This is a genomic window from Pyxidicoccus sp. MSG2, from assembly GCF_026626705.1.
In the GTDB taxonomy this organism is placed as follows: domain Bacteria; phylum Myxococcota; class Myxococcia; order Myxococcales; family Myxococcaceae; genus Myxococcus.
On the sequence record NZ_JAPNKC010000001.1, the window covers coordinates 13142156 to 13161011 of the forward strand.

Sequence of the window (18856 nt, forward strand, 5' to 3'; positions counted from 1 at the left end):
GGCTCAGCAGCACTGGAAGGTCAGGGAGCCGGTACAGGCCGTGCCACACCGGCCGCTGATGGTGCCGGTCTCACAGATGATGTCCGCCTCCGTGAACTCGCCGCCGATGAACAACGGGCCCGCTGGGTTGTCCATGTCGGCGTCGTTGCGCCACTGCTCCACGAGATCGCTTCCCTGAGTCGCATTGTCCATGACGCTCTCCTCTGGCTCCGGTTGACGAACGTGCCGCAGGGATGAACGAGACGGGCGGCCGTAGACCGACCTGCGCGACTTCTGGCCTACGCCACTCGCACGGTTCAGACCTCCGACACGCGGCAGAGGATAAGCACGCGTTGCAGGCGAATCAATGTAGCCCCCCGTGTCACATGAGCGATACGGGAACCCCTTACATGAATGGTTCAATGTCGCTGGTGATGGACCGCGGGAGCGGGCCCGTCGTCGTGGGCGGAAAATCCCTCCGGAAATAGCGGTGAGGGGAATAAAGGGCGGCCACCGTTGAGGAGGAACAGGGCGGCCGGTGCTTCCCTTCACCGCCACTGCCTTGCTCTTGCCGAGAGGTTTCGAACACCATGGGCGCTTCCTGGAGGATCTTCCACGTGGAGCTGCAACAGAGACCGGATCCGGTCGCGAAGGCCCTCCCGGACGAGGGGCTCGCGCAGCTCCGGCGGGACCTGGAGCGGGCCGTCTCCCGGGTGTGCCCGCCGGCCCTGGCCGACCGCCGCGATGACCTGGTGCAGACCGCGATGATTCGCGTCGTGGAGCTCCAGCGTCGCGAGCCGGACCGGGCCCGGCTCTCCCCGGCCTACCTGTACCGGGTCGCCTACACGGCGCTCATCGACGAGATGCGCGGCCTGGACCGGCGCCGCGAGGTGGCCCTCGAAGAGGTGGAGGCGATGCCGCGTCAGCCCACGGCGCCGGGAGACCCGGAGCGCTCCGCGGGGGCCGCGCAGATTGGCCGGGCGGTGCGCGACTGCCTCCAGCGGCTCGTGCAGGACCGACGGCTCGCGGTGACGCTGTACCTGCAAGGGCACACCATTCCAGAAGCCGCGGAGCTGCTCGCCTGGGATGGCAAGCGCACCGAGAATCTTGTCTACCGGGGGCTGAGCTCGCTGCGTGCCTGCCTCGCGACGAAGGGAATCGAGCCGTGAGCGAGCGCATGCCGGACGAGAAGCCCGATGACGCCACCGTCGAGCGACTGCGCGCGGCCTTCCGCGCCGGGGACTCGGCAGAGGCCGGCGAGCCCGTCGACGCGGACCGCGTCTGGCGCGCGGTGAGCGGCGAGTCGACGCCCGAGGAGCGCCGCGAAGTCGTCGCGCGTGTGGCCGCGGACCCGGCCTGGGCCGCCGCCTGGCGCCTGGCCCATGAGCTGACCCGTTCCGCCGCCGACGCGACGGAGCGCGAGCCCGTAAGGGACTCGCGGGCCCGGCGCGACACGGAGCGCCCGAAGGCCCGGGGCGGACACCGCTTCCACCTCGCGTGGAGCCGCCCCGCGTGGGGCGCGCTGGCGACGGCGGCGCTGGTGCTCGTGGTGGCAGGCGTCTTCTTGAAGCAGGGGCCTGACGGCCCACCGCTCGTGAGGGGCGGTGCCACCGTGGCCATCGTCTCCCAGGTGCCCGAGGACGCGCCCCTGCCGCGCGAGCGCTGCGTGCTGCGCTGGAGCGGAGGGCCGCCGGGGACGCACTATTCACTCCAGCTGTCCTCGGAGGACCTGAGCGTGGTGCATCGCGAGGACTCGCTGACGCTCGGTGAATACCCGGTGCCCGCGCGGGTGCTCTCCGCGCTCCCACCGGGGGCGAAGCTGTTGTGGCAGGTCGAGGCGAGGCTGCCGGATGGGGCAGTACGTCGCAGCGCCACGTTCGTTAATCGAGTCGAGTGACGGTGACATGCCGGTGTCGGAGGGGGATTCCATGAAGACCGAAGGTGCGATGAAGAGGCAGCGCGGGGGCGCATGGGTGCGGGTGCTGGGAATGGTGCTGTGCGGACTGGCCACGCAGGCCTGGGGGCAGACCACCACCCCCCCCCGGGTCGAAAGGGTGACGACGCGGCCCCTGACGGGTGCCACGCGCGACACGGTGGTGGCCTCGGTGGTGGACACGGGAGTGCGCACCGGCGCAAGCGTCCTCGTGACGCTGCGGCTGGTGGACGTCAACGGCACCATCGTGGCGCAGACCACGGGGACGGTCAGCGAGGGCGTGCCGCTGCGGCTGAGCTACCGGGCCCCCTCGTCCGCGGGCGTCTCCGCGCAGGTGGTCGTCCCGCTGGGGCCGACCGAGCTCTCCGCCGCGGTGGTGACGCTGGAGCGGTGGAATCCCAACCTCCCGTTGAGCACTCCGCTTCCTCCTGCCGTCTGCCAGATCATGGGCGATGACGGCCCGCCGCCCGGGCCTACGTCGGACGGCTGCCACCGGGAGTACCTGGACATCACCCTCTGACGTGCTCCCCCCGCCGCGACACGCCTTCCGCTCCCTGCTCATCCTCGCCTTCGTGGCGGGGCTGGGCATGGCGCGCCCTGCGCTGTCCGCGCGGGACGCGGGGGTGGTGGTGCCCGCGGCGGTGGCGGAGTGCGTGGTGCGCTTCGAGGCGCGGCCCCGCGAGCGGGAGTCCGCGCTGTGCTTCTATCAGAGCGCCCAGGGCCCGGCGGGGCGCGACGCCGCCCGGCAGGAACTGAAGGCGCTGGAGGCCCGACACCCCGAGCAGCCCTGGCTCCCCCTGGCGCTGGGACACGTGGAGCTGCTCTCCGGGCCGAGCCCGGCCGAGGAGGCCTACCGCCGTGCGGTCCAGGGCTTCCGCCGCCTCCAGGACGCGGAGGGCGAAGTGATCGCCGCCATCAACCTGCGCAACGTGCTGGTGACGCAGGGGCGCACGGAGGAAGTCCGCGAGTGGACGCGACGCATCGGTGAGGTGGCCCGGGCCTCGGGCAGCGCGGAGTTGAACGCGCGCGCCCTCATCGTCGAGGCCAACGAGCGCTTCGACGTGGAGCACGACGCGGGCGGTTCCTTCCGCCTGCTCAAGCGCGCGGAGGCGCTTGCCTTCCCGGACGGCAGCGCCGGCCTCAAGAAGCAATGCCTGACCTCGCTGGCCACGGTCAGCACGCGCCTCGGGCGGCTGGATGAGGCCGTCGAGTTCTACCACCGCCTGGCGGAACTGGCCCGGAGCACCCGCGAAGGCCCGGAGGAGGCGCGCGTGCGCGTCGCGCTGGCCAACCTGGCCTTGCGGCGCAATGAGCGCCAGCCGGAGCCCGGCGGCCGCGAGCGCGTCCTGGCCCTGGCCCGTGAGGCACTGGCCGCGGCGGAGCAGGCCGGCAGCAAGTCGCTGGAGATGATGTCGCTGCGGCTGGTGGTGGACATGCTGGGAGGCTCTCCCGAGGAGCAGCGCGAAGGCGAGCAGTACCTGCGGCGCTGTCTGGCGCTGGCGGACGAGCTGGCGATGCCCGATCAGCGCATCGCCTGCCTGTGGACCCGCGCGGAGCGGCGGTCCTCGGTGGACCCGGCGGCAGCGGACCAGGACTCGGACGCGGCGCTGCGCCTGGCCTTCGAGCTTGGCAATCCGCACACCCTCGCCCTGGCCCTGCGGGGACGCGCGACGGTGGCCTTGCACACGCAGCCGCTGCCCGAGGCGCTCCGGCATGCCGAGCGCGCCCTCGACGGAGCGGAAGCGCTGCGGGAGCTGCAGCGCAACGCCTCCAGCCAGGCCGAGGTGTTCGCGAACTGGGCCCGCGACTACCACCGGCTCGCGGGCTGGACGCTGGAGGCGGGCGGCGCGACGGGAAGGCCTCCACAGGTGGCGCCGCGGGAGGCCCTGGAGCGCGCGTTCCGGGTCAGCGAACGGCTGCGGGCGCGCTCGCTGCTCGACGCGCTGGCGGCCTCGTGGGCGCTGTCCGATGCATTCGATGAGCCGGGCCGGCGCGCAGGGCGCGCGGAGGTTCAGCGGAAGCTGGCGGCGGTGCAGCGGCGCCTGCTCGAACCGGGGCTCGCGGCCGGCCCGCGGGACGCGGCCCTGCGTGAGCTGCAGGAGTTGGAGCGGAGCGAGGAAGAATTGCGCCCGGCTCCTCGGCATGGCGCCGTCGGGTTCCCCTCCCTGGCGACCATCGAGCGGGGACTCGCTCCAGACGAGGCCCTGTTCGCCTTCCTCGTGGGCGACGACCAGGACGTCTATGGCAATCCCGCCGGAGGTGCGTGGCTGCTCGCGGTGACGCGCGAAGGGACGCGCGCCCACCGCCTTCCCGAGCGCGCGCGGCTGACGTCCGCCGTGGCCCTCTTCACCGGCCTCATCGAGCGGCGGGACGGCTCCGAGGCGGGCGCAGCCGCGGCGCTCCACACGCAGCTCCTCGCGCCAGCGCTGGCCGGGCTTCCCTCCGGCGTGCGCCGGCTGCTGCTGGTGCCGGACGGGCCGCTGCACGACCTGCCCTTCGCCGCGCTTCGCGAGCGCCCGGACGGGCCGCCGCTGGTGGCGCGCTACGAGCTGGCGCTGGTGCCGTCCGCCAGCCTGTTGCACTACTGGCGCCAGCAGCGGCCGCTCGCGCCGGGGGGCGAGGCGCTGGTGCTGGCCGACCCGGACCGGGGAGGTGACGCGCGGGTGGCGCGGGCCACGGCGTCGGAGCGGAGCGGCGTCTTCGAGGAAGCCGCCCGGCTCGGCGCGCTGCCGGAGGCCCGGTGGGAGGGACACGCGGTGGAACAGGCCCTCCAGGAGACGACGGTGGCCCCGCGGTTGCTCGTCGGTGCGGAAGCGTCCGAGCGGGCACTCAAGAGCGCCGACCTCGCCTCCGTGCGCGTGCTGCACCTGGCGGCGCATGCCGTCGTCGACGCGGAGGCTCCCGAGCGCTCGGCGCTCGTCCTTGCCCCAGGGGCGGAGGAGGAGGACGGCATCCTGCAGCCGCGAGAAATCGCGGAGCTGCACCTGGGGGGAGCCCTCGTCGTGCTGTCGAGCTGTCGCAGCGCGTCTGGCGCGGTGCTGCCCGGTGAGGGCGTGCTGAGCCTCGCCCGCGCATTCTTCGAGGCGGGCTCACGTGCGGTGGTGGCCAGCCTGTGGCCGCTGCGGGACGATGAGACGGCGGAGCTCGTGGCCCGCTTCTACCGGCACCTCGCGCACGGGCTGAGCGCTTCCGCCGCGCTGAGGGCCGCCCAGCTCGAGGCCCTGGAGGACGGGCAGCCCACGTCGGCGTGGGCGGGGCTGGTCGTGCTGGGGGATGCGGCGCTGGTGGCGGTGGAGCCACGCAAGCCAGAGGGTACACGCGCCACGAGTCTGCTCCTGGCGGGAGCGGGAGCGGCGGTCCTCTGCCTGCTCACCACCGTGCGCGTCTGGCGCCGTCGGCGCTCTCTTCCGAAGCCCTGAGCGCCCGGCACACGGAGTCGCCGGACGCCCGGGCGAAGCCTCTGGCTACAGCGTCTGCTCGCCCGGGCGGGGCGGTGCCTCGCGACGGAGGTTCTCCTCGAACACGATGGCGGTGCCGGACACGACGGAGCCCATCCCGGGCAAATCGTAGGTCTCCTGGGTGATGAGGATGGCGTCGGCCCCGAGGTGGCACGCCGCGGCCCGCAATTCGACCATGGCACGCACCTGGTGCGGGGACCCTCCGGGGTCGTACTCCGGGGACAGCTTGAAGTGGAGGCCGGCGATCTCCTGGTAGCGAATGTCGGGCTGCTTCGTGCGCAGGACGGCGAGACGGCAGTCGGGCGGCTTGGCGGCGAGGTCCGCGACCAGCCCCGAATGGGAGATGTTCACCGGCGATTCGAAGGCGTAGGCCAGAGCCTCGACTTCGTCGCGCTCCCCCGGCCGCCCGTACTCCTCCGACTCGATGAAGACCTTCTCGCCGCCGAGGCCACAGACCTTGTCGTTCAGCAGCTTCTCCGCCTGGGCCCGGTCGAGCCCCACGCCGGTGAGCACCAACCGCCCCACCTTGCGCGTGCGGGGGGCCCCCTCCAGGTCCTGCTTCACGTACTCCACGGCGCAGCCGGCGGGACGCGCCGAGAGCGACGCGGTGCGCTCCGTCACGTGGACCGCGGGCGGCCGCTGGAGCAGCACCTGCTGCGCCTTGCTCGGCTCGGTGGTGGCACAGCCCGTGCCCGCGAGCAGCGCACACAGGGCCAGGGGGGACATGGAAAAAAGTACGCGCATCAGCTCCTACCTTGGTGAGGCGCGCTCTATACCATGGCGGGGGTGACGCGGACGACGTCACCCCCGCGACTGCATCACCCGCCCGCCTTCATGCAGACGGCTTCCACGTTGTTCCCATCCGGGTCGATGAGGAACGCCGCGTAGTAGTCCGGGCCGTAGTCCGGGCGCGGACCGGCGGCTCCGTTGTCCTTCCCGCCCGCCTTCAGCCCCGCGGCGTGGAAGGCACGCACCGCGTCCTGTGTGGCCGCGCGAAACGCGAGGTGCGCACCGGGCCCCGCGGCGTCTGCCTTGTTGAGCCAGAGCGCGGGCGCGCCCGGCGGACCGAAGCCCGCGCCATCCGCATTCTGACCGCTCACGACGAGCCCGAGGGGCGCGAGCGCGGCCTCGTAGAAACGGACGCTCGCCGAGACGTTCTTCACCTTCAAGCCGATGTGGTCGTACATGTCTGCTCCCGTGATTGAGATGGGCGCACCGTACGGGGCCGGCACCCGCCAGTCTTACAGGACCTTGCTCAGCCCTTGAGCACCGCGAGCGGCACCAGCCGCGCCACCTTGCGGGCGATGCCCGCGGTCTCCACCGCGTCCACCACGCGCTCCACGTCCTTGTAGGCCGTGGGTGCTTCCTCCGCGAGCTCCGCGTTGGAGGGGCACTCCACGATGATGCCCCGCGCATTCAGCGCCTTGCGCAGCTCCGCGCCCACCACCTGTCGCTTCGCGGCGGCGCGGCTCAATTGCCGGCCCGCGCCATGACACGCGCTGCTGAACGACACGGACCGCGACTCGCTCCGTCCCGCCATGACGAAGGAGGACGTGCCCATGCTGCCGGGGATGAACACCGGCTGGCCCACCCGGCGCAACGCCCCGGGAAGCTCCGGGTTGCCCGGCCCGAAGGCCCGCGTCGCGCCCTTGCGGTGGATGCACAGGCGCTGGCCGCCGTACTCCTCCACCTTGGCGATGTTGTGGGCCACGTCGTAGACGATGCGCGGCCACACGTCCGTGCCGAGCCTCCGGCCAAACACCTCACGCACGCGGTGCGTGAGCACCTGCCGGTTGGACCACGCGAAGTTCGCCGCGGCGCACATGGCCGCGTAGTAGGCCTGTCCCTCGGGTGAGGAGAACGGCGCGCACGCGAGCTGCCGGTCCACCAGCCGGAGTCCCTCTCGCGCCAGGGCCCGGTCCATCTCCCGCACCGCGTCCGTGCAGACCTGGTGCCCCAGCCCGCGCGAGCCGGTGTGGATGAGAATCGTGAGCTGTCCCTCGAACAGCCCGAACGCCGCGGCGGCCTCGGCATCGAGGATGCGGTCCACGCGCTGCACCTCGATGAAGTGGTTGCCACCGCCGAGCGTCCCGAGCTGGTCATGCCCCCGCTGCCGCGCCCGGAGGGAGACGCAGGCCACATCGGCGGCGGGCAGGTGGCCGCCCGACTCGATGCTCGGCAGGTCGTCCTCGGTTCCCATCTCCAGACCGCGCACCACGTAGGGCACACCCTCGGTCAGCACCCGCTCCAGTTGCTCTTGATTCAAGGCCAGCCGACCGTGCCGGCCGAAGCCCGTGGGGATGCTCCGCGCCAGGTCATGGGCCAGGGCCGCGATGTCGTCCCTCACGTCGTCGTGACGGAGCCCGGTGGACAGCAGCCGCACGCCGCAGTTGATGTCGAACCCGATGCCCCCGGGGGAGATGACGCCCTCCGGAAGCAGCGTGCCCGCCACGCCTCCCACGGGGAAGCCGTAGCCCTCATGCATGTCCGGCATGCCGATGGCGAAGCCCTGGATGCCCGGCAGCGTCGTCACGTTGACGAGCTGCACGAGGCTCCGGTCCTGCGCCATCTTCCGGAGCAGCTCCTCGTCGGCGACGATGCGGGCTGGCACGCGCATGTCCTCGCGGAAGCCCGCGTCCAGCTCGTAGAGCGCGGGCCCGACCTGGCGAAGGCGGGGCGTGAGGGGTTGCTGGACTTCGACGATGGGTTCCATCCTCGCCTCGCTGCGGCCAGGGCCGTGGGACGGTCAGACGTCGAGCACGACGAAGGCGATGAAGCGGTCCTCGTGCTCGCGAATCTCCAGCCCGTGGAAGGTGGCGGCCTTCACCGCCGTCTTGAGCACCTCCGGCGTGAAGCCGCGGATGCGCGCGTGCAGCTTCCGCTCGGCGAGCGTGTCCACCACGACGTGCGTGTAGACGCGCTTCTTCATGTCCGAGCGGGAGATGAGCTCGTTGAGCCAGTCGACGAGCAGGGCCTCGGTGTCCACCGCGTCGAGCGTGACGTGCTCCTCCTCCGTGCCGGCCGGTGGCTCCGGCGGACACTCGCCGAGCATGACCTCGGCCAGTGCATACCCCGCCTCTTCGAAGAGCTCCGCCAGGTCGGTGCCCTCGACGCGGATGCGGACCTCACTGGTGTGCGGCTCGAACTGCCAGGTCCCCGGTTCCACGCCCCCTCCCCTGTAGTGGGCTGTCCCTTCAAGGTGGAGGCGACTCCGGGCGGATGCCACCCGGCACGGGGCGCCCCTAGCTTGAAGAAGACCGGTGACCAGGCCGCGTCGGGGGGATGCCATGTACTTCGAGGACCGCGTCGATGCGGGCCGGAGGCTCGCGGAGCTGCTGCTCGAGCATGGCTATTCGGGAGAAGACACCCTCGTCCTGGGATTGCCTCGCGGGGGCGTTCCCGTGGCCTACGAGGTGGCGTCCGCACTGGGCACTCCCCTGGACGTCTGGGTGGTGCGGAAGGTGGGCGCGCCGGGCTTCCAGGAGCTGGGGCTGGGGGCGGTGGCGGAGGGAGGCATCGCCTACCTCAACCGCGAGCTCATGGAGGAGGTCGGCGCCACCGAGGAGGAGGTACGGGACACGGTCCGACGGAAGAGCGCCGAGGTGAACGAGCGCGTGGTGCGCTATCGCCAGGGAGCCCGGGCGCCCGCGGTCGAGGGCAAGGTCGTCATCCTCGTCGACGACGGAATCGCGACGGGAGGCACCTTCCGGGCAGCCATCCAGGCGCTCCGCCTGCGGCATCCCGGTCGCATCGTGCTCGCCGTCCCGGTCGCCGCCTCGCAGGCGCTCGCCGAGCTGCAACCCCTGGTGGACGACGCCGTCTGCGTGTTCCCGACGCCAGCGCTGTACGCCATCGGCCAGTGGTACTCCGACTTCCACCAGGTGCCGGACGACGACGTGGTGGACCTGCTGGAGCAGGCCCGGCTCAATCTCCGCTCGCGACGGCCCTCCCCGCCCATCGAGCCCGCGCACGTCTAGTCGACCGAATCCGGAAGGTCCGAGCCCCGCGTGAATCGCCAAGCGCTCCGTCAGTACATGGAGCGCCGGGTGAAGCCGGCGAGCGCCGCCAGCGGCAGCACGGAGCGCGTGAGGTACGGCAGGCGCCACATGCCACCGTGGTTGGCGCCCTGCATGATGAGCTCCAGCGGGTGCCGCAGCGGCACGCTCGGGTTGGAGAGCGCGTCGGGGTTGCGCAAGTCGTGCACCCACAGCGCCGCCATCAGCGCGTTGGTGGTGGCAGGCTCGAAAATCTCGACGCCGAAGCTGCGGGCGCCCCGGAAGCCGGCGGCGAGCAGCGGGTTCTTCACCACCGAGTGCGTCGCCGTGGACGGCGCGACGTTGATGGACACGCGCTGCCCCGCCGCGCGCGTGACGATGGCCCGCCACTGTTGCAGCCGCTTGGCCAGCGCGTAGTTGGGGCCCTGCTGGAGGACGATGCAGTCCACCGTTCCGTAGCGCTGGCCGTTGCTGCTCGCGATGATGCGGCCGGTGTTCGGCTGGTACAGCGCGCCGCGGCTCACCCCGCGCAGCGTGGCCTGGGCCGTGCGCCCGAGCATGCCCCGCTGGGCGTAGCGGGCGGCCACCGCGAGGGAGACGTCCTCGGGCACGGCGAACACATCCGTCGGCGTCGCCATGTACGCGAGCGAGGTGCCAAACCGCGCGTCGCCGAGCGCGGTGACGATGGCATCCATCGCCACCGAGACGCGCACGTGCCGCTCGCCGTCGAGGTACGCGAGCGACGCGACGTCCAGGTCCCCGGAGAGCGTCCGCAGCCAGGCGACGATTTCCGGCGCCTGGGTGAGCAGGTCCGAGCCCGCGTGGGCACGGACATACTCAGCGCCCTCCCCTGCCGGCGCGCTGGAGGGGACTGGCGCGAGGAGCCTCCCGTTCCCCGTGGACGCAAGCTCGACGAGGCGCTGCCACACGCGAGGACGCTGGAGGTCCACCGCGGCCACGTTGGCGCGCCAGCGCATGAGCCACGGGAAGGGGCCCGCCTCCGACGCCGCGCCGAGCAGCACCATCGTCCGGTCCGAGAGGTCCAGCCACGCCGGGTTGCGCTGCACCAACCGCAGCGCCTCGGCGTGCGAGGGCTCCATCACGCCCTCGCGCTCCCACTTCTCCAGCTGACGCAGGAGCGAGTCACCGGAGAGGCTCTGCCCCCGGTACGGCACCTCCCAGCTCACGGGCGCCGAGCGCTCACGCCCTTCGAGCGTGGCGGTGCGGAAGCCCTCACCCACGGGCGAGGCCATCGCCGTATCGAGGGTGAGGGGCTGGCCGTCGCGCCAGAACTGGAAGGCGCGCCGCGTCGCGTCCAGGCCGGCGCGCGCGATGGCGAGGGCATTCTCGGGGCTCTCCAGCGAGCGCTCCACCAGCAGGCGCACGTAGTGCGGATAGCGCTCACGCCAGCGCTTCTCCGCGCGCAGCTCCCGCGAGGCGTCGGCGCCGATGGCATCGAAGGCGGCCTCGAAGACGGCCCGCGCCGTGTCGCTGGTGCTGCGTCGCCCGTCCGGAGTGGACGGGAACTGGATGCCGCTGTCGGTCGTCATGCTGCCCCCTGGTTCGCGCGGCAGCATGTACCGGTGCCCGTTCCAACGTTCAATGACGGAGTGCGTGTGTGACGCCTTCACAGCGGCGACACCTGCTCCCTCCCACCCCGGGACGAGGGCACGCCGCCACCACTGGGAGTACCGTCCAAGCCATGGCCCGCTTCCTCCTCGCCACCATTCCCCTCACCGGCCACTTCAACCCCGGTGCGCCCATCGCCCGCCGGCTCGTCGAGCGCGGACACGAGGTGCGCTGGTACACGGGCAGCCTCTTCCGCCCCAAGGTGGAGGCCACCGGTGCGCGCTACGTTCCCATGCGGGCCGCGAGGGACATCCACGACTCCACGGTGCATGACGTGTTCCCCGAGCGCGCGGCGCTGGGAGACTTCGCGAAGCTCAAGTTCGACCTGACGCGCTTCTTCATCGACTCCGCGCCCGGACAGGTGGAGGACCTGGAGGCCGAGCTGCGGGACTTCCCGGCGGACATCCTGGTGTGCGACACCGGCTTCGTCGGAGCGTCCCTCCTCCAGGAGCGGCGAGGGCTCCCGTGGGCCGCCTTCGGCATCACCGCGATGACGGTCGCCAGCGCCGACACGGCGCCCTTCGGCCTCGGCCTGCTGCCCACGAGCACTCCCATTGGCAGGCTGCGAAACCGCGCGCTCGCCTGGGGCGTGAACCACGTCCTCTTCCGCGACGTCAACGCGCACCTGCGGCGCATGCGCGCCGGGCTCGGCCTGCCCGCCACGCACAAGCCCATCTTCGACGTCCCCGTGTCCCCCTTCCTCTACCTCCAGGGCACGGTGCCGTCCTTCGAGTACCCGCGCGGAGACCTTCCTCCGCAGGTCCACTTCATCGGCCCGTTCCTTCCCGAGGCCCCGGCCGACTGGAAGCCGCCCGCCTGGTGGAACGAGGTGCGCGAGTCACGCCGCCCCGTGGTCCACGTCACGCAGGGGACGCTGGCGACGGAGGATCCGTACCTCATCCTCGCCACGCTCCGGGCGCTCGCGGACGAGGACGTGTGGGTGGTGGCTGCCACGGGAGGCCCGCCGGTGGAGTGGCTCGGTGCCGGCCCCTTCCCCGCCAATGCCCGCATCGAGCGCTTCATCCCCTACGCGCACCTGATGCCGCACGTCTCGGTGATGGTGACCAACGGCGGCTATGGCGGCGTCCAGTGCGCCCTCGCTCGAGGCGTGCCCCTGGTGTGCGCGGGCACCACGGAGGAGAAGCCGGAGATCGCCAACCGCATCGCCTGGACGGGCGTGGGCCTGAATCTCAAGACGAAGACGCCCACGCCCGAGCAGGTGCGGCAGGCCGTGCGCACCGTGCTCGCGACGCCGGACTTCCGGAAGAAGGCCCAGGGACTCCAGGCGGAGATTGCCACGCACGACGCGCCCACCGAGGCCGCCGTGCTGCTGGAGCGGCTGGCGGAAACGCGCGAGCCGGTGCTCTCCTCACGTCATTGAATCAGGCCCGGTGGGCCCCCCGAAGCCGCAGCGCGCCGGCCACCCTCAGTGCCGCCACCACGTCCGCCGAGCCCCCTGGCAGCGCACCTGCGGCGTCCACCGGCGTCCCCGCCGCAGCGGCCGCGAAGGCGCTCGCCTCCTCGAGTGTCGCGGGACGCCAGAGCCCTGGCACTCCAGGCGCGACGAGGACGGGGTACCGCCGCGCTTCAGGCTCGGGCAGGGGCACCTGCTTCAAGAGGGCCCCGAGCACGGCCTCGGGTGGCGCGTCGAACGGGATGCACGCGGCGGACGGGTGCCGCTCCAGCACGGCCCCGGGTGCCAGCTCCGGCACGGTGCCACCGTGAGCAGGAGCCACGAGCTTCAGCGTCCACAGCGCGCGCTCGAGCTCAGCGACCGGCCGTACGTGAGGCGCCGCCACGGTGCGCGCCACGTACTCCAGGAACGACAGCCCCTCGGCGATGAAGAAGAGGGTGAAGCACGGCACCTCCTGAAGGTAGTCGCGCAGCACCGCGTCCGCCCTCCCCCGAAGCGCCATCAGCGTCAGCCGCGCGGACCGCTCCACGCGCTGGTGCCGCCACCACCGGGGCACCTCCGCCGTCAGCGAGAAGCCGGGCGAGCCGCCCACCTCACGCAGCCAGCGGCGCTCCTCCTCCGCCAGTGCCCGCCCATCCAGCGACGCCAGCACCGGGTCCGCCGCCCGTCCCGACGAGCGCGCCTCCACCAACTGCCCGAGCGCGGCCTGCCAGTCACGGAGCGCCATGGCGCCTCTCCTCCTTCGCCAACGCCAGGTGCCAGTGCCATATCGCCCGTGCCCGCTCGACCTGCTGGAGCACTGCTTCCGGCGCCAGCCGAGCCTCCTCCAGCAGCTCGTAGCTGATGCCCGCCAGGTGGGGCGCACGAGGCACCAGCCACTCGAGCAGCTCCCACACCGGCTCCGGCACCGCATGGCTGTGCACGTCCATCAGGAAGCCGTTGTGCGTGTCTCCCCCGGCGATGTGCACCTGCACCACGCGGTCCAGCCGCAACCGGCCCAGGGCTTCGAAGGCGTCGAAGCGGTGATTCACCGCGTTGCAGTGGAGGTTGTAGAGGTCCAGCAGCAGCCCGCAGCCGGAGCGCTCGACGAAGTCATTGAGGAAGCCCACCTCGTCCCGGCCGCCCTCCGAGGGCAGCCCGGGCAGGTACCAGGTGAGGTTCTCCAGAAGGAAGGGCACGCCATAGCGCCGGGCCAACGCCGTGCCCCTGGGGACGAGCAGCTCCAGCGCCTCCTCCGTGAAGGGCAGCGGAAGCGGAGTGCCCACGTTCAGCTCACCGCCGCCGGGAGCTTCCACCGTCAGGAATCCCAGGTGCTCGCTGTGCCAGGGAAACGACCGCAGCGCATGGAACGAGTCCAGCAGGTCCAGGTACGCCGTGTTCCACCCATGCGCCGAGCCGATGGACAGCCCCAGTCCGTGGACCACGACGGGCAGGCCCTCCGTGTCGCGCAGCGCCTGTTCCCAACGCGCGGGCTGTGGCACCAGCCGGCGCGCACCGTCCGAGACATGCTCATGGCAGAGGATGTCTGGACTGAGCTCGAGGAAGTCCACTGCGCCCCGGCACGCCTCGACAGCGGGCGCGCCAGGGATGTACGTGAGCCCCACGCCCAGCCGGCGCGGCGGGACGAAGTCATCCGGCTTCCAGGTTGAATCCATCCCGCCGGCCATGGCGCGTCAGAAGCCCGCGGTCCCGAAGTCCTGCACCAGCGTCACCGGATCCGACTGGTCGCCCAGGTAGCCGGTGTTGAACACCAGCTCGCGGATGATGCCGCGGTCCTTGATGATGCCGCCCAGGCCGCAGTTGGGGCAGCCGCTCGGCTTGATGATTTCGTCGAGCGCGGCGTGGAGGTCGGCCAGCGTCGGCGGGGCCTTGTTGTTGAAGATCACCTTGGTCCGCACCGGCGCGAGCGGCAGCGCGACGGGCTTGCCACACAGTCCCGTGGTGGCGGCCTCTGCCTTGCCCACCGTGGCGACAATGCCCGCGGCGACGGTGCCGGTGACCACGGTCTTCATGAAATTACGGCGGTCCGCCGAGGGCGCGCCCTCGGGCTTCTCGTCATGCTTGTCCATGTTGGCTCCTGTGGGTGTAGCAATGGGATACGGCAGGAGTGCGCCGGAAATCCGATGACAATGCGCCCCCCCGTCGTTGAACGGCGACCCCGGAAATTCTTCCCCGGATTCGACGAACGCCCCGCGGCCCTGACGCAAAGCCGGGCCCTACGGTCACCTCGCCGTACTTCAACCGAGCCGCGCCACGGACCGCCTGTGACACGCGACCTGTTCAGACTCCGGGGACCCGGTGAGCCGTATAGGCCGGGTCCTGGAGGTACTTATTGGCGTCGGAGATGATGACGCCCGTCTTGCTGCCATCGGGGTTGGTCCATTCCGGGGTCGCTTCCAGGACCGACGGAATGCCATCTCCATCACCGTCACCCAGGTAGACAGCGACGTGTCCATACTTCACCAGGAGATCGCCAACCTGGATGCTGGACTTGGCGATTTTTGGAATGCCATCCTTCATCGCACTGGAGGAGGTCCAACCGAAAGGCACGCCTGCATACTGGAACATGTTGTACACCAGTCCTGAGCAGTCGAAGCCTCTGGCGCCAGCGGGCTGATAGTAGTTGCCTTGACCACTGCCGCAACTCGAACCGTAATGCCAGATTCCAGTGCCGGGTGCAGCGCCGAATCGGTACTGCCCCGCACAGGCTCCCGTATACACGGAGTCCAGTGCTGCGAGGCCGTAGGAGAGAGCAAGGCGGACCTTCACGGAAGGCGAGGTCGCCGTCTTGCAATTCTGCATGTAGAACGGGATGCCATGTGCCGGGATGCTCGCCACGAGCGTTCCGTCGAGGTAGTACTTGAACTCATCGCCAGGCACGATTGCCACGTGGACGATCCCGCCAACCTTCCACTCCCCAGGTCCAGCGGTGTAGCCCTCATTGGATTGCAGTCCGACTCCTGGGCGGTAGCTCTGCACCGTGGCCGTATGAGTGTAGGCCGTCCCATTCAGCAGATTGTTGGTGACCTGGTAGACACCTCCGTACGCGGTGACCTTGTTCCAGCAGGCCCCGGTGTGCGGATCCGTTCGGTAGAATGTGTAGTCAGCTCGAGCAGGCGTCGTGAAGGCGAAAAGCGATGCAATAGCCGAGACGATTGCAAGCATCTCACATTTGCGGGATGAGCGCATTTCGATACATCCTCTCGTTTATCAACAGGGATTCCGGTATTGCACGATATCCGGATTCAGTGAACATTCAGAGGCCTGAATGTGTCAAGGGCAGGCGTAGAGCCGCCCCCGGATATTCCTCGTCGTGCCGTTGCCTTCTGCCACACTCCGCTCCTGAACTTTTTCCACGGAGCTTTGATGAGCGACGTATGGGCCCTGGCGGTCGAAGGTAAGGCGGATGAGCTGCGCGCGGCGCTCGAGGGCGGAGCGAACCCCGAGGCAATGGCCAGCGGCAAGGAGACGGCGCTCATCGCGGCGGCGTCCAAGGGGCACCTGGCATGCGTCACGCTGCTGCTGTCCCACAAGGCGAAGGTGGCGGCGAAGACGGACGGAGGCAAGACGGCGCTGATGGAGGCCGCTGCGGGCGGCCATGTGGACGTGGTGCGCGTGCTCCTCGACGCGAAGGCGAAGCCGGACGTGGCGAACAAGGTAGGCATGGGGCCCTTGCACGTTGCCGCCGAGCATCCCGCGGTCGTCGAGCTGCTGCTCGCGGCGAAGGCCGACCCGAACCTGGCGAGCAAGTCAGGACGGACGCCCCTGATGTTCGCGAAGCGCGCGGACGTCGCCGAGCTTCTCCTGAAGGCTGGCGCGAAGGTCGATGCCGCCGACAGCGAAGGAGAGACTCCGCTCCACCGCGCTGCCGAGGCGGCAACCGAAGCGGTGGTGCGCAGTCTGCTCATCCATGGGGCGTCCGCGGACGCACTCGACAGCTCCGGCAAGACGCCGCTGCTCCTCGCCATCCGCGCCTCCTCCTTCGGCAAGGCGCCGGGAGTGGCCATGGAGCTCATCGCGCGCACGACCCACCTGGAGGCACGCGGCTACCGGGGGCAGACGGCGCTGAGTGTCGCGTGCGAGGAAGGTTTCAGGGCCCCCGCCGAAGCACTCGCGGCGAAGGGGGCTGACCTCGATACGCGCGACAATGCGGGCATGACGCCGCTGATGTGGGCGGCCAGGTACGGTCGGCTCGACTTGGTCGACTGGCTCCTGACGCGGGGCGTCGATGCCTCGATGACCGACGCGAAAGGCAAACGGGCCATCGACCATGGAGAGAAGGACGAGGGCATCGTGGCCCGATTGGGCCCGCCTCCGCGCGCCTGACCGGGGCGACCTGCCAGCGCTCCTGGCGCCGTTGCCTGCACCGATGACGCGGCTCGACGCTGTGTTCCCCGCATGCATTAGAACTGGAAAAGTTCAATGCAGGTGTGCATTGATGCCTCTTGGGAGAGGCAGCACACCTATTGACTCTGGTGCACCCAGAGGGGGAACAGGACATGTGTCAGCGGCTCTGTGGAAACCACTCGGTCCATGGCGGCGAGCCCGAGAAGACGGGCTCCTCGCGTCGGCAGTTTCTCGCGGTGGGGGCTTCAGCACTCGGTGCCGCGGCCATCTCGGCAATTTCCACGCCAGCGCTGGCTGCGCCTGCGCAGGGGGAGATGTCGCAGGAGCGCGGCGCCAGCGACCGTGACATGCCAGTGGAGACCGGTACTTCGCACCGGCGCTACCTGATCAGGGGCGGCGCGGTCCTCAGCATGGACCCGACTGTCGGAGACTTCGCCCAGGGCGACGTGCTCATCGAGGGCAAGAAGATCATCGCGGTCGGGCCCCGCCTGCACGCTCCGGGTGCGGCAATCATCGACGCAACGGGCATGATCGTCATGCCAGGGTTCGTCGACACCCACCACCACCAGTACCAGACCGCGCTGCGGAACTTCCTGCCCGACGGCCTGCTGTTCAACGACGGGCTGCCACACGGCCAGAAGAACTACCTGGACCTCATCCACTCCACGATCACGCCGCTCTACAGGCCGAAGGATGCCTTCATCGCCGAGCTCGTCGCCTCGCTCAGCCAGCTGGACGCTGGGGTGACCACGGTCGTCGACACGTCGCAGGTAGGCCATTCTCCGGAGCACACCGATGCCGTCATCGAGGGGCTCCAGGAAGCGGGCCGTCGCGCGGTCTTCGTGTACTCACCGGGCGTGGGACCCCGCACCGTGTTCCCGACGGATCTCCAGCGGATTCGGCGCCGCTACTTCTCCTCGAACGATCAGCTCTTGAGCCTGGCCATGGGCGGAGAGGTGTTCGATCCCGCCTTCCGTACCTTCTGGCAGATCGCGCGCCAGAATGGCCTGCACATCGTGTCTCACCTCGTCGGCAGCCTTGGACAGGAGACGCTCGTGGAGCAGCTCGAGAGTGAGGGCCTGCTCGGGCCCGACCTCGAGTTCATCCACGCCAGCCGACTTTCGGAGGGCTCCTGGCAGGCAATTGCCGCGTCGGGGGCCACCGTCTCGTTGGCGACCCCCATCGAGATGACCATGCGGCACGGCATGCCGCCGATCCAGACCGCGCTCGATCACGGCGTCCAGCCCGCGCTCAGCACCGACGTCGAGTGCACGATGACCGCGGACTTCTTCACCCAGATGCGGACCGTCTTCACGCTTCAGCGGGCGCTCATCAACGAGCGCGCGCTCAACGGGGAGACGAACCTGCCCGACCTCCTCACGAGCCGCGATGTGATTCGCTTCGCGACCGTCGAGGGGGCCCGGGTGGCCCGGCTCTCCAACAAGGTCGGCTCGCTGACTCCGGGCAAGGAGGCCGACATCATCCTCCTGCGGGCGGATGCCATCAACGTGGCCCCGCTCAACAACGTGCCGGGGGCCGTCGTGACGTTGATGGAGCGCAGCAACGTGGACACGGTCATTGTCGCGGGAAGAATCCGAAAATGGCGAGGAGCCCTGGTCGGCGTGAACTGGCCCCACCTCCGCGCCACCCTCGAGGCGTCCAGGGACTCCATCTTCCAGGCCGCGGGAATCCAGCAAGTGCTCTTCTGAAGGGGTGACACCGGGGCCGTGCGTGAGCGCGGCCCTGGTGGTGGCCCAGGTCGCACGGCGGGTGTGAATACAGACCTGGCGAGCCCGTCGTCAGCGACATGTCCAACACCTCGCGAACTCAACTCCTGATACCCGCCCTGGTCGCCACGCTCGCGACCGCGGCGTGGGCCGAGCCACCCACCTCGCCAATCCCGCTCATTGTCGCCAATGAAGGGAAGGTCTCCCTCATCGAGGGGGACGGCTCGCGAACCCTCGCGGACTGCCGTGCCCTCAATGAGACCCGATTCGTCGCGGGGCCCAGGCGAGGCCAGGTCGAGCACGAATGGAGGCCGTGCTACCTCTCCTTTCTGGCCGTGCACGCGCCGACAGGACGCTGGGCGGTGTCGGCGGCA

Annotated in this window: 18 protein-coding genes; 8 read left to right on the forward strand and 10 right to left on the reverse strand. The window is 70.4% G+C overall.

The genetic code is table 11. The features are described from left to right. Positions 1 to 3 precede the first annotated feature (3 nt). Entirely contained in the window at positions 4 to 192 is a 189-nt protein-coding gene (locus tag OV427_RS49660) for a DUF6229 family protein (RefSeq protein ID WP_267863289.1), read from the reverse strand. Between the two features lie 404 nt (positions 193 to 596). On the opposite strand from OV427_RS49660, the gene OV427_RS49665 reads away from it, so the two are divergent. Genes OV427_RS49665 through OV427_RS49680 form a run of 4 tightly spaced genes read left to right on the forward strand, consistent with a single transcriptional unit; the run spans position 597 to position 5331 of the window. Next, positions 597 to 1148 carry an RNA polymerase sigma factor gene (locus OV427_RS49665; RefSeq protein WP_267863290.1) on the forward strand — a complete coding sequence of 184 codons (552 nt, stop codon included), beginning with the start codon at positions 597 to 599 and terminating at the stop codon, positions 1146 to 1148. Next, a complete protein-coding gene (locus OV427_RS49670; protein WP_267863291.1) occupies positions 1145 to 1876 on the forward strand; it encodes a hypothetical protein in 732 nt (243 codons plus the stop codon). Before OV427_RS49665 ends, OV427_RS49670 begins: the two co-directional genes overlap by 4 nt. A gap of 31 nt (positions 1877 to 1907) precedes the next feature. Further along, positions 1908 to 2432 (forward strand): hypothetical protein, encoded by a 525-nt coding sequence (locus OV427_RS49675; protein WP_267863292.1) that lies wholly within the window; start codon positions 1908 to 1910, stop codon positions 2430 to 2432. 1 nt (position 2433) lies between these two features. Then, positions 2434 to 5331 carry a CHAT domain-containing tetratricopeptide repeat protein gene (locus OV427_RS49680; RefSeq protein ID WP_267863293.1) on the forward strand — a complete coding sequence of 966 codons (2898 nt, stop codon included), beginning with the start codon at positions 2434 to 2436 and terminating at the stop codon, positions 5329 to 5331. Positions 5332 to 5376: 45 nt separating this feature from the next. Here the strand turns inward: OV427_RS49680 and OV427_RS49685 are convergent, their stop codons facing one another. From OV427_RS49685 to OV427_RS49700, 4 genes are all read right to left on the reverse strand, one after another. Beyond that, on the reverse strand, positions 5377 to 6114 hold the full coding sequence (locus tag OV427_RS49685) for a hypothetical protein (RefSeq protein ID WP_267863294.1): 738 nt from the start codon (positions 6112 to 6114) through the stop codon (positions 5377 to 5379). A gap of 74 nt (positions 6115 to 6188) precedes the next feature. Continuing rightward, the gene (locus OV427_RS49690; protein WP_267863295.1) at positions 6189 to 6557 is read right to left on the reverse strand and encodes a VOC family protein; all 369 of its coding nucleotides are present in this window, start codon (positions 6555 to 6557) and stop codon (positions 6189 to 6191) included. 68 nt (positions 6558 to 6625) lie between these two features. After that, complete coding sequence (locus OV427_RS49695) at positions 6626 to 8083, reverse strand: RtcB family protein (RefSeq protein WP_267863296.1); 1458 nt, start codon at positions 8081 to 8083, stop codon at positions 6626 to 6628. A 33-nt stretch (positions 8084 to 8116) separates the two neighbouring features. After that, positions 8117 to 8536 (reverse strand): archease, encoded by a 420-nt coding sequence (locus OV427_RS49700; protein ID WP_267863297.1) that lies wholly within the window; start codon positions 8534 to 8536, stop codon positions 8117 to 8119. A 121-nt stretch (positions 8537 to 8657) separates the two neighbouring features. On the opposite strand from OV427_RS49700, the gene OV427_RS49705 reads away from it, so the two are divergent. Further along, positions 8658 to 9347, forward strand: a complete 690-nt coding sequence (locus tag OV427_RS49705) for a phosphoribosyltransferase (RefSeq protein WP_267863298.1) — start codon at positions 8658 to 8660, stop codon at positions 9345 to 9347. A gap of 50 nt (positions 9348 to 9397) precedes the next feature. On the opposite strand, the gene OV427_RS49710 is transcribed toward OV427_RS49705, so the two are convergent. Continuing rightward, complete coding sequence (locus tag OV427_RS49710) at positions 9398 to 10915, reverse strand: hypothetical protein (protein WP_267863299.1); 1518 nt, start codon at positions 10913 to 10915, stop codon at positions 9398 to 9400. A 152-nt stretch (positions 10916 to 11067) separates the two neighbouring features. On the opposite strand from OV427_RS49710, the gene OV427_RS49715 reads away from it, so the two are divergent. Beyond that, positions 11068 to 12375, forward strand: a complete 1308-nt coding sequence (locus OV427_RS49715; RefSeq protein ID WP_267863300.1) for a glycosyltransferase — start codon at positions 11068 to 11070, stop codon at positions 12373 to 12375. 1 nt (position 12376) lies between these two features. Here the strand turns inward: OV427_RS49715 and OV427_RS49720 are convergent, their stop codons facing one another. The 4 genes from OV427_RS49720 to OV427_RS49735 all read right to left on the reverse strand — a co-directional run bounded on the left by OV427_RS49720 (position 12377) and on the right by OV427_RS49735 (position 15597). Continuing rightward, positions 12377 to 13135: a hypothetical protein gene (locus tag OV427_RS49720; RefSeq protein ID WP_267863301.1), complete on the reverse strand. Its 759-nt coding sequence runs from the start codon at positions 13133 to 13135 to the stop codon at positions 12377 to 12379. Next, positions 13122 to 14063, reverse strand: coding sequence for a DUF692 domain-containing protein (locus OV427_RS49725; RefSeq protein WP_267863302.1), 942 nt, complete (start codon positions 14061 to 14063; stop codon positions 13122 to 13124). The genes OV427_RS49720 and OV427_RS49725 overlap by 14 nt, the downstream gene beginning before the upstream one ends. Before the next feature lie 18 nt (positions 14064 to 14081). Next, entirely contained in the window at positions 14082 to 14477 is a 396-nt protein-coding gene (locus OV427_RS49730; RefSeq protein WP_267863303.1) for a twin-arginine translocation signal domain-containing protein, read from the reverse strand. A gap of 211 nt (positions 14478 to 14688) precedes the next feature. Beyond that, a complete protein-coding gene (locus OV427_RS49735; RefSeq protein WP_267863304.1) occupies positions 14689 to 15597 on the reverse strand; it encodes an NlpC/P60 family protein in 909 nt (302 codons plus the stop codon). A gap of 177 nt (positions 15598 to 15774) precedes the next feature. On the opposite strand from OV427_RS49735, the gene OV427_RS49740 reads away from it, so the two are divergent. Both OV427_RS49740 and OV427_RS49745 read left to right on the forward strand, forming a co-directional pair. Next, positions 15775 to 16734 (forward strand): ankyrin repeat domain-containing protein, encoded by a 960-nt coding sequence (locus OV427_RS49740; protein WP_267863305.1) that lies wholly within the window; start codon positions 15775 to 15777, stop codon positions 16732 to 16734. Positions 16735 to 16907: 173 nt separating this feature from the next. After that, positions 16908 to 18464, forward strand: coding sequence for an amidohydrolase family protein (locus OV427_RS49745; protein WP_267863306.1), 1557 nt, complete (start codon positions 16908 to 16910; stop codon positions 18462 to 18464). Positions 18465 to 18856: the final 392 nt, after the last annotated feature.

What these genes read in the sequence shown, in the direction of transcription:
- OV427_RS49660 (WP_267863289.1), bottom strand. Translation starts at nt 192, where the DNA reads ATGGACAATGCGACTCAGGGAAGCGATCTCGTGGAGCAGTGGCGCAAC.
- OV427_RS49675 (WP_267863292.1), top strand. Translation starts at nt 1,908, where the DNA reads ATGAAGACCGAAGGTGCGATGAAGAGGCAGCGCGGGGGCGCATGGGTG.
- OV427_RS49685 (WP_267863294.1), bottom strand. Translation starts at nt 6,114, where the DNA reads ATGCGCGTACTTTTTTCCATGTCCCCCCTGGCCCTGTGTGCGCTGCTC.
- OV427_RS49690 (WP_267863295.1), bottom strand. Translation starts at nt 6,557, where the DNA reads ATGTACGACCACATCGGCTTGAAGGTGAAGAACGTCTCGGCGAGCGTC.
- OV427_RS49695 (WP_267863296.1), bottom strand. Translation starts at nt 8,083, where the DNA reads ATGGAACCCATCGTCGAAGTCCAGCAACCCCTCACGCCCCGCCTTCGC.
- OV427_RS49705 (WP_267863298.1), top strand. Translation starts at nt 8,658, where the DNA reads ATGTACTTCGAGGACCGCGTCGATGCGGGCCGGAGGCTCGCGGAGCTG.
- OV427_RS49710 (WP_267863299.1), bottom strand. Translation starts at nt 10,915, where the DNA reads ATGACGACCGACAGCGGCATCCAGTTCCCGTCCACTCCGGACGGGCGA.
- OV427_RS49715 (WP_267863300.1), top strand. Translation starts at nt 11,068, where the DNA reads ATGGCCCGCTTCCTCCTCGCCACCATTCCCCTCACCGGCCACTTCAAC.
- OV427_RS49720 (WP_267863301.1), bottom strand. Translation starts at nt 13,135, where the DNA reads ATGGCGCTCCGTGACTGGCAGGCCGCGCTCGGGCAGTTGGTGGAGGCG.
- OV427_RS49725 (WP_267863302.1), bottom strand. Translation starts at nt 14,063, where the DNA reads ATGGATTCAACCTGGAAGCCGGATGACTTCGTCCCGCCGCGCCGGCTG.
- OV427_RS49730 (WP_267863303.1), bottom strand. Translation starts at nt 14,477, where the DNA reads ATGGACAAGCATGACGAGAAGCCCGAGGGCGCGCCCTCGGCGGACCGC.
- OV427_RS49735 (WP_267863304.1), bottom strand. Translation starts at nt 15,597, where the DNA reads ATGCGCTCATCCCGCAAATGTGAGATGCTTGCAATCGTCTCGGCTATT.
- OV427_RS49740 (WP_267863305.1), top strand. Translation starts at nt 15,775, where the DNA reads ATGAGCGACGTATGGGCCCTGGCGGTCGAAGGTAAGGCGGATGAGCTG.
- OV427_RS49745 (WP_267863306.1), top strand. Translation starts at nt 16,908, where the DNA reads ATGTGTCAGCGGCTCTGTGGAAACCACTCGGTCCATGGCGGCGAGCCC.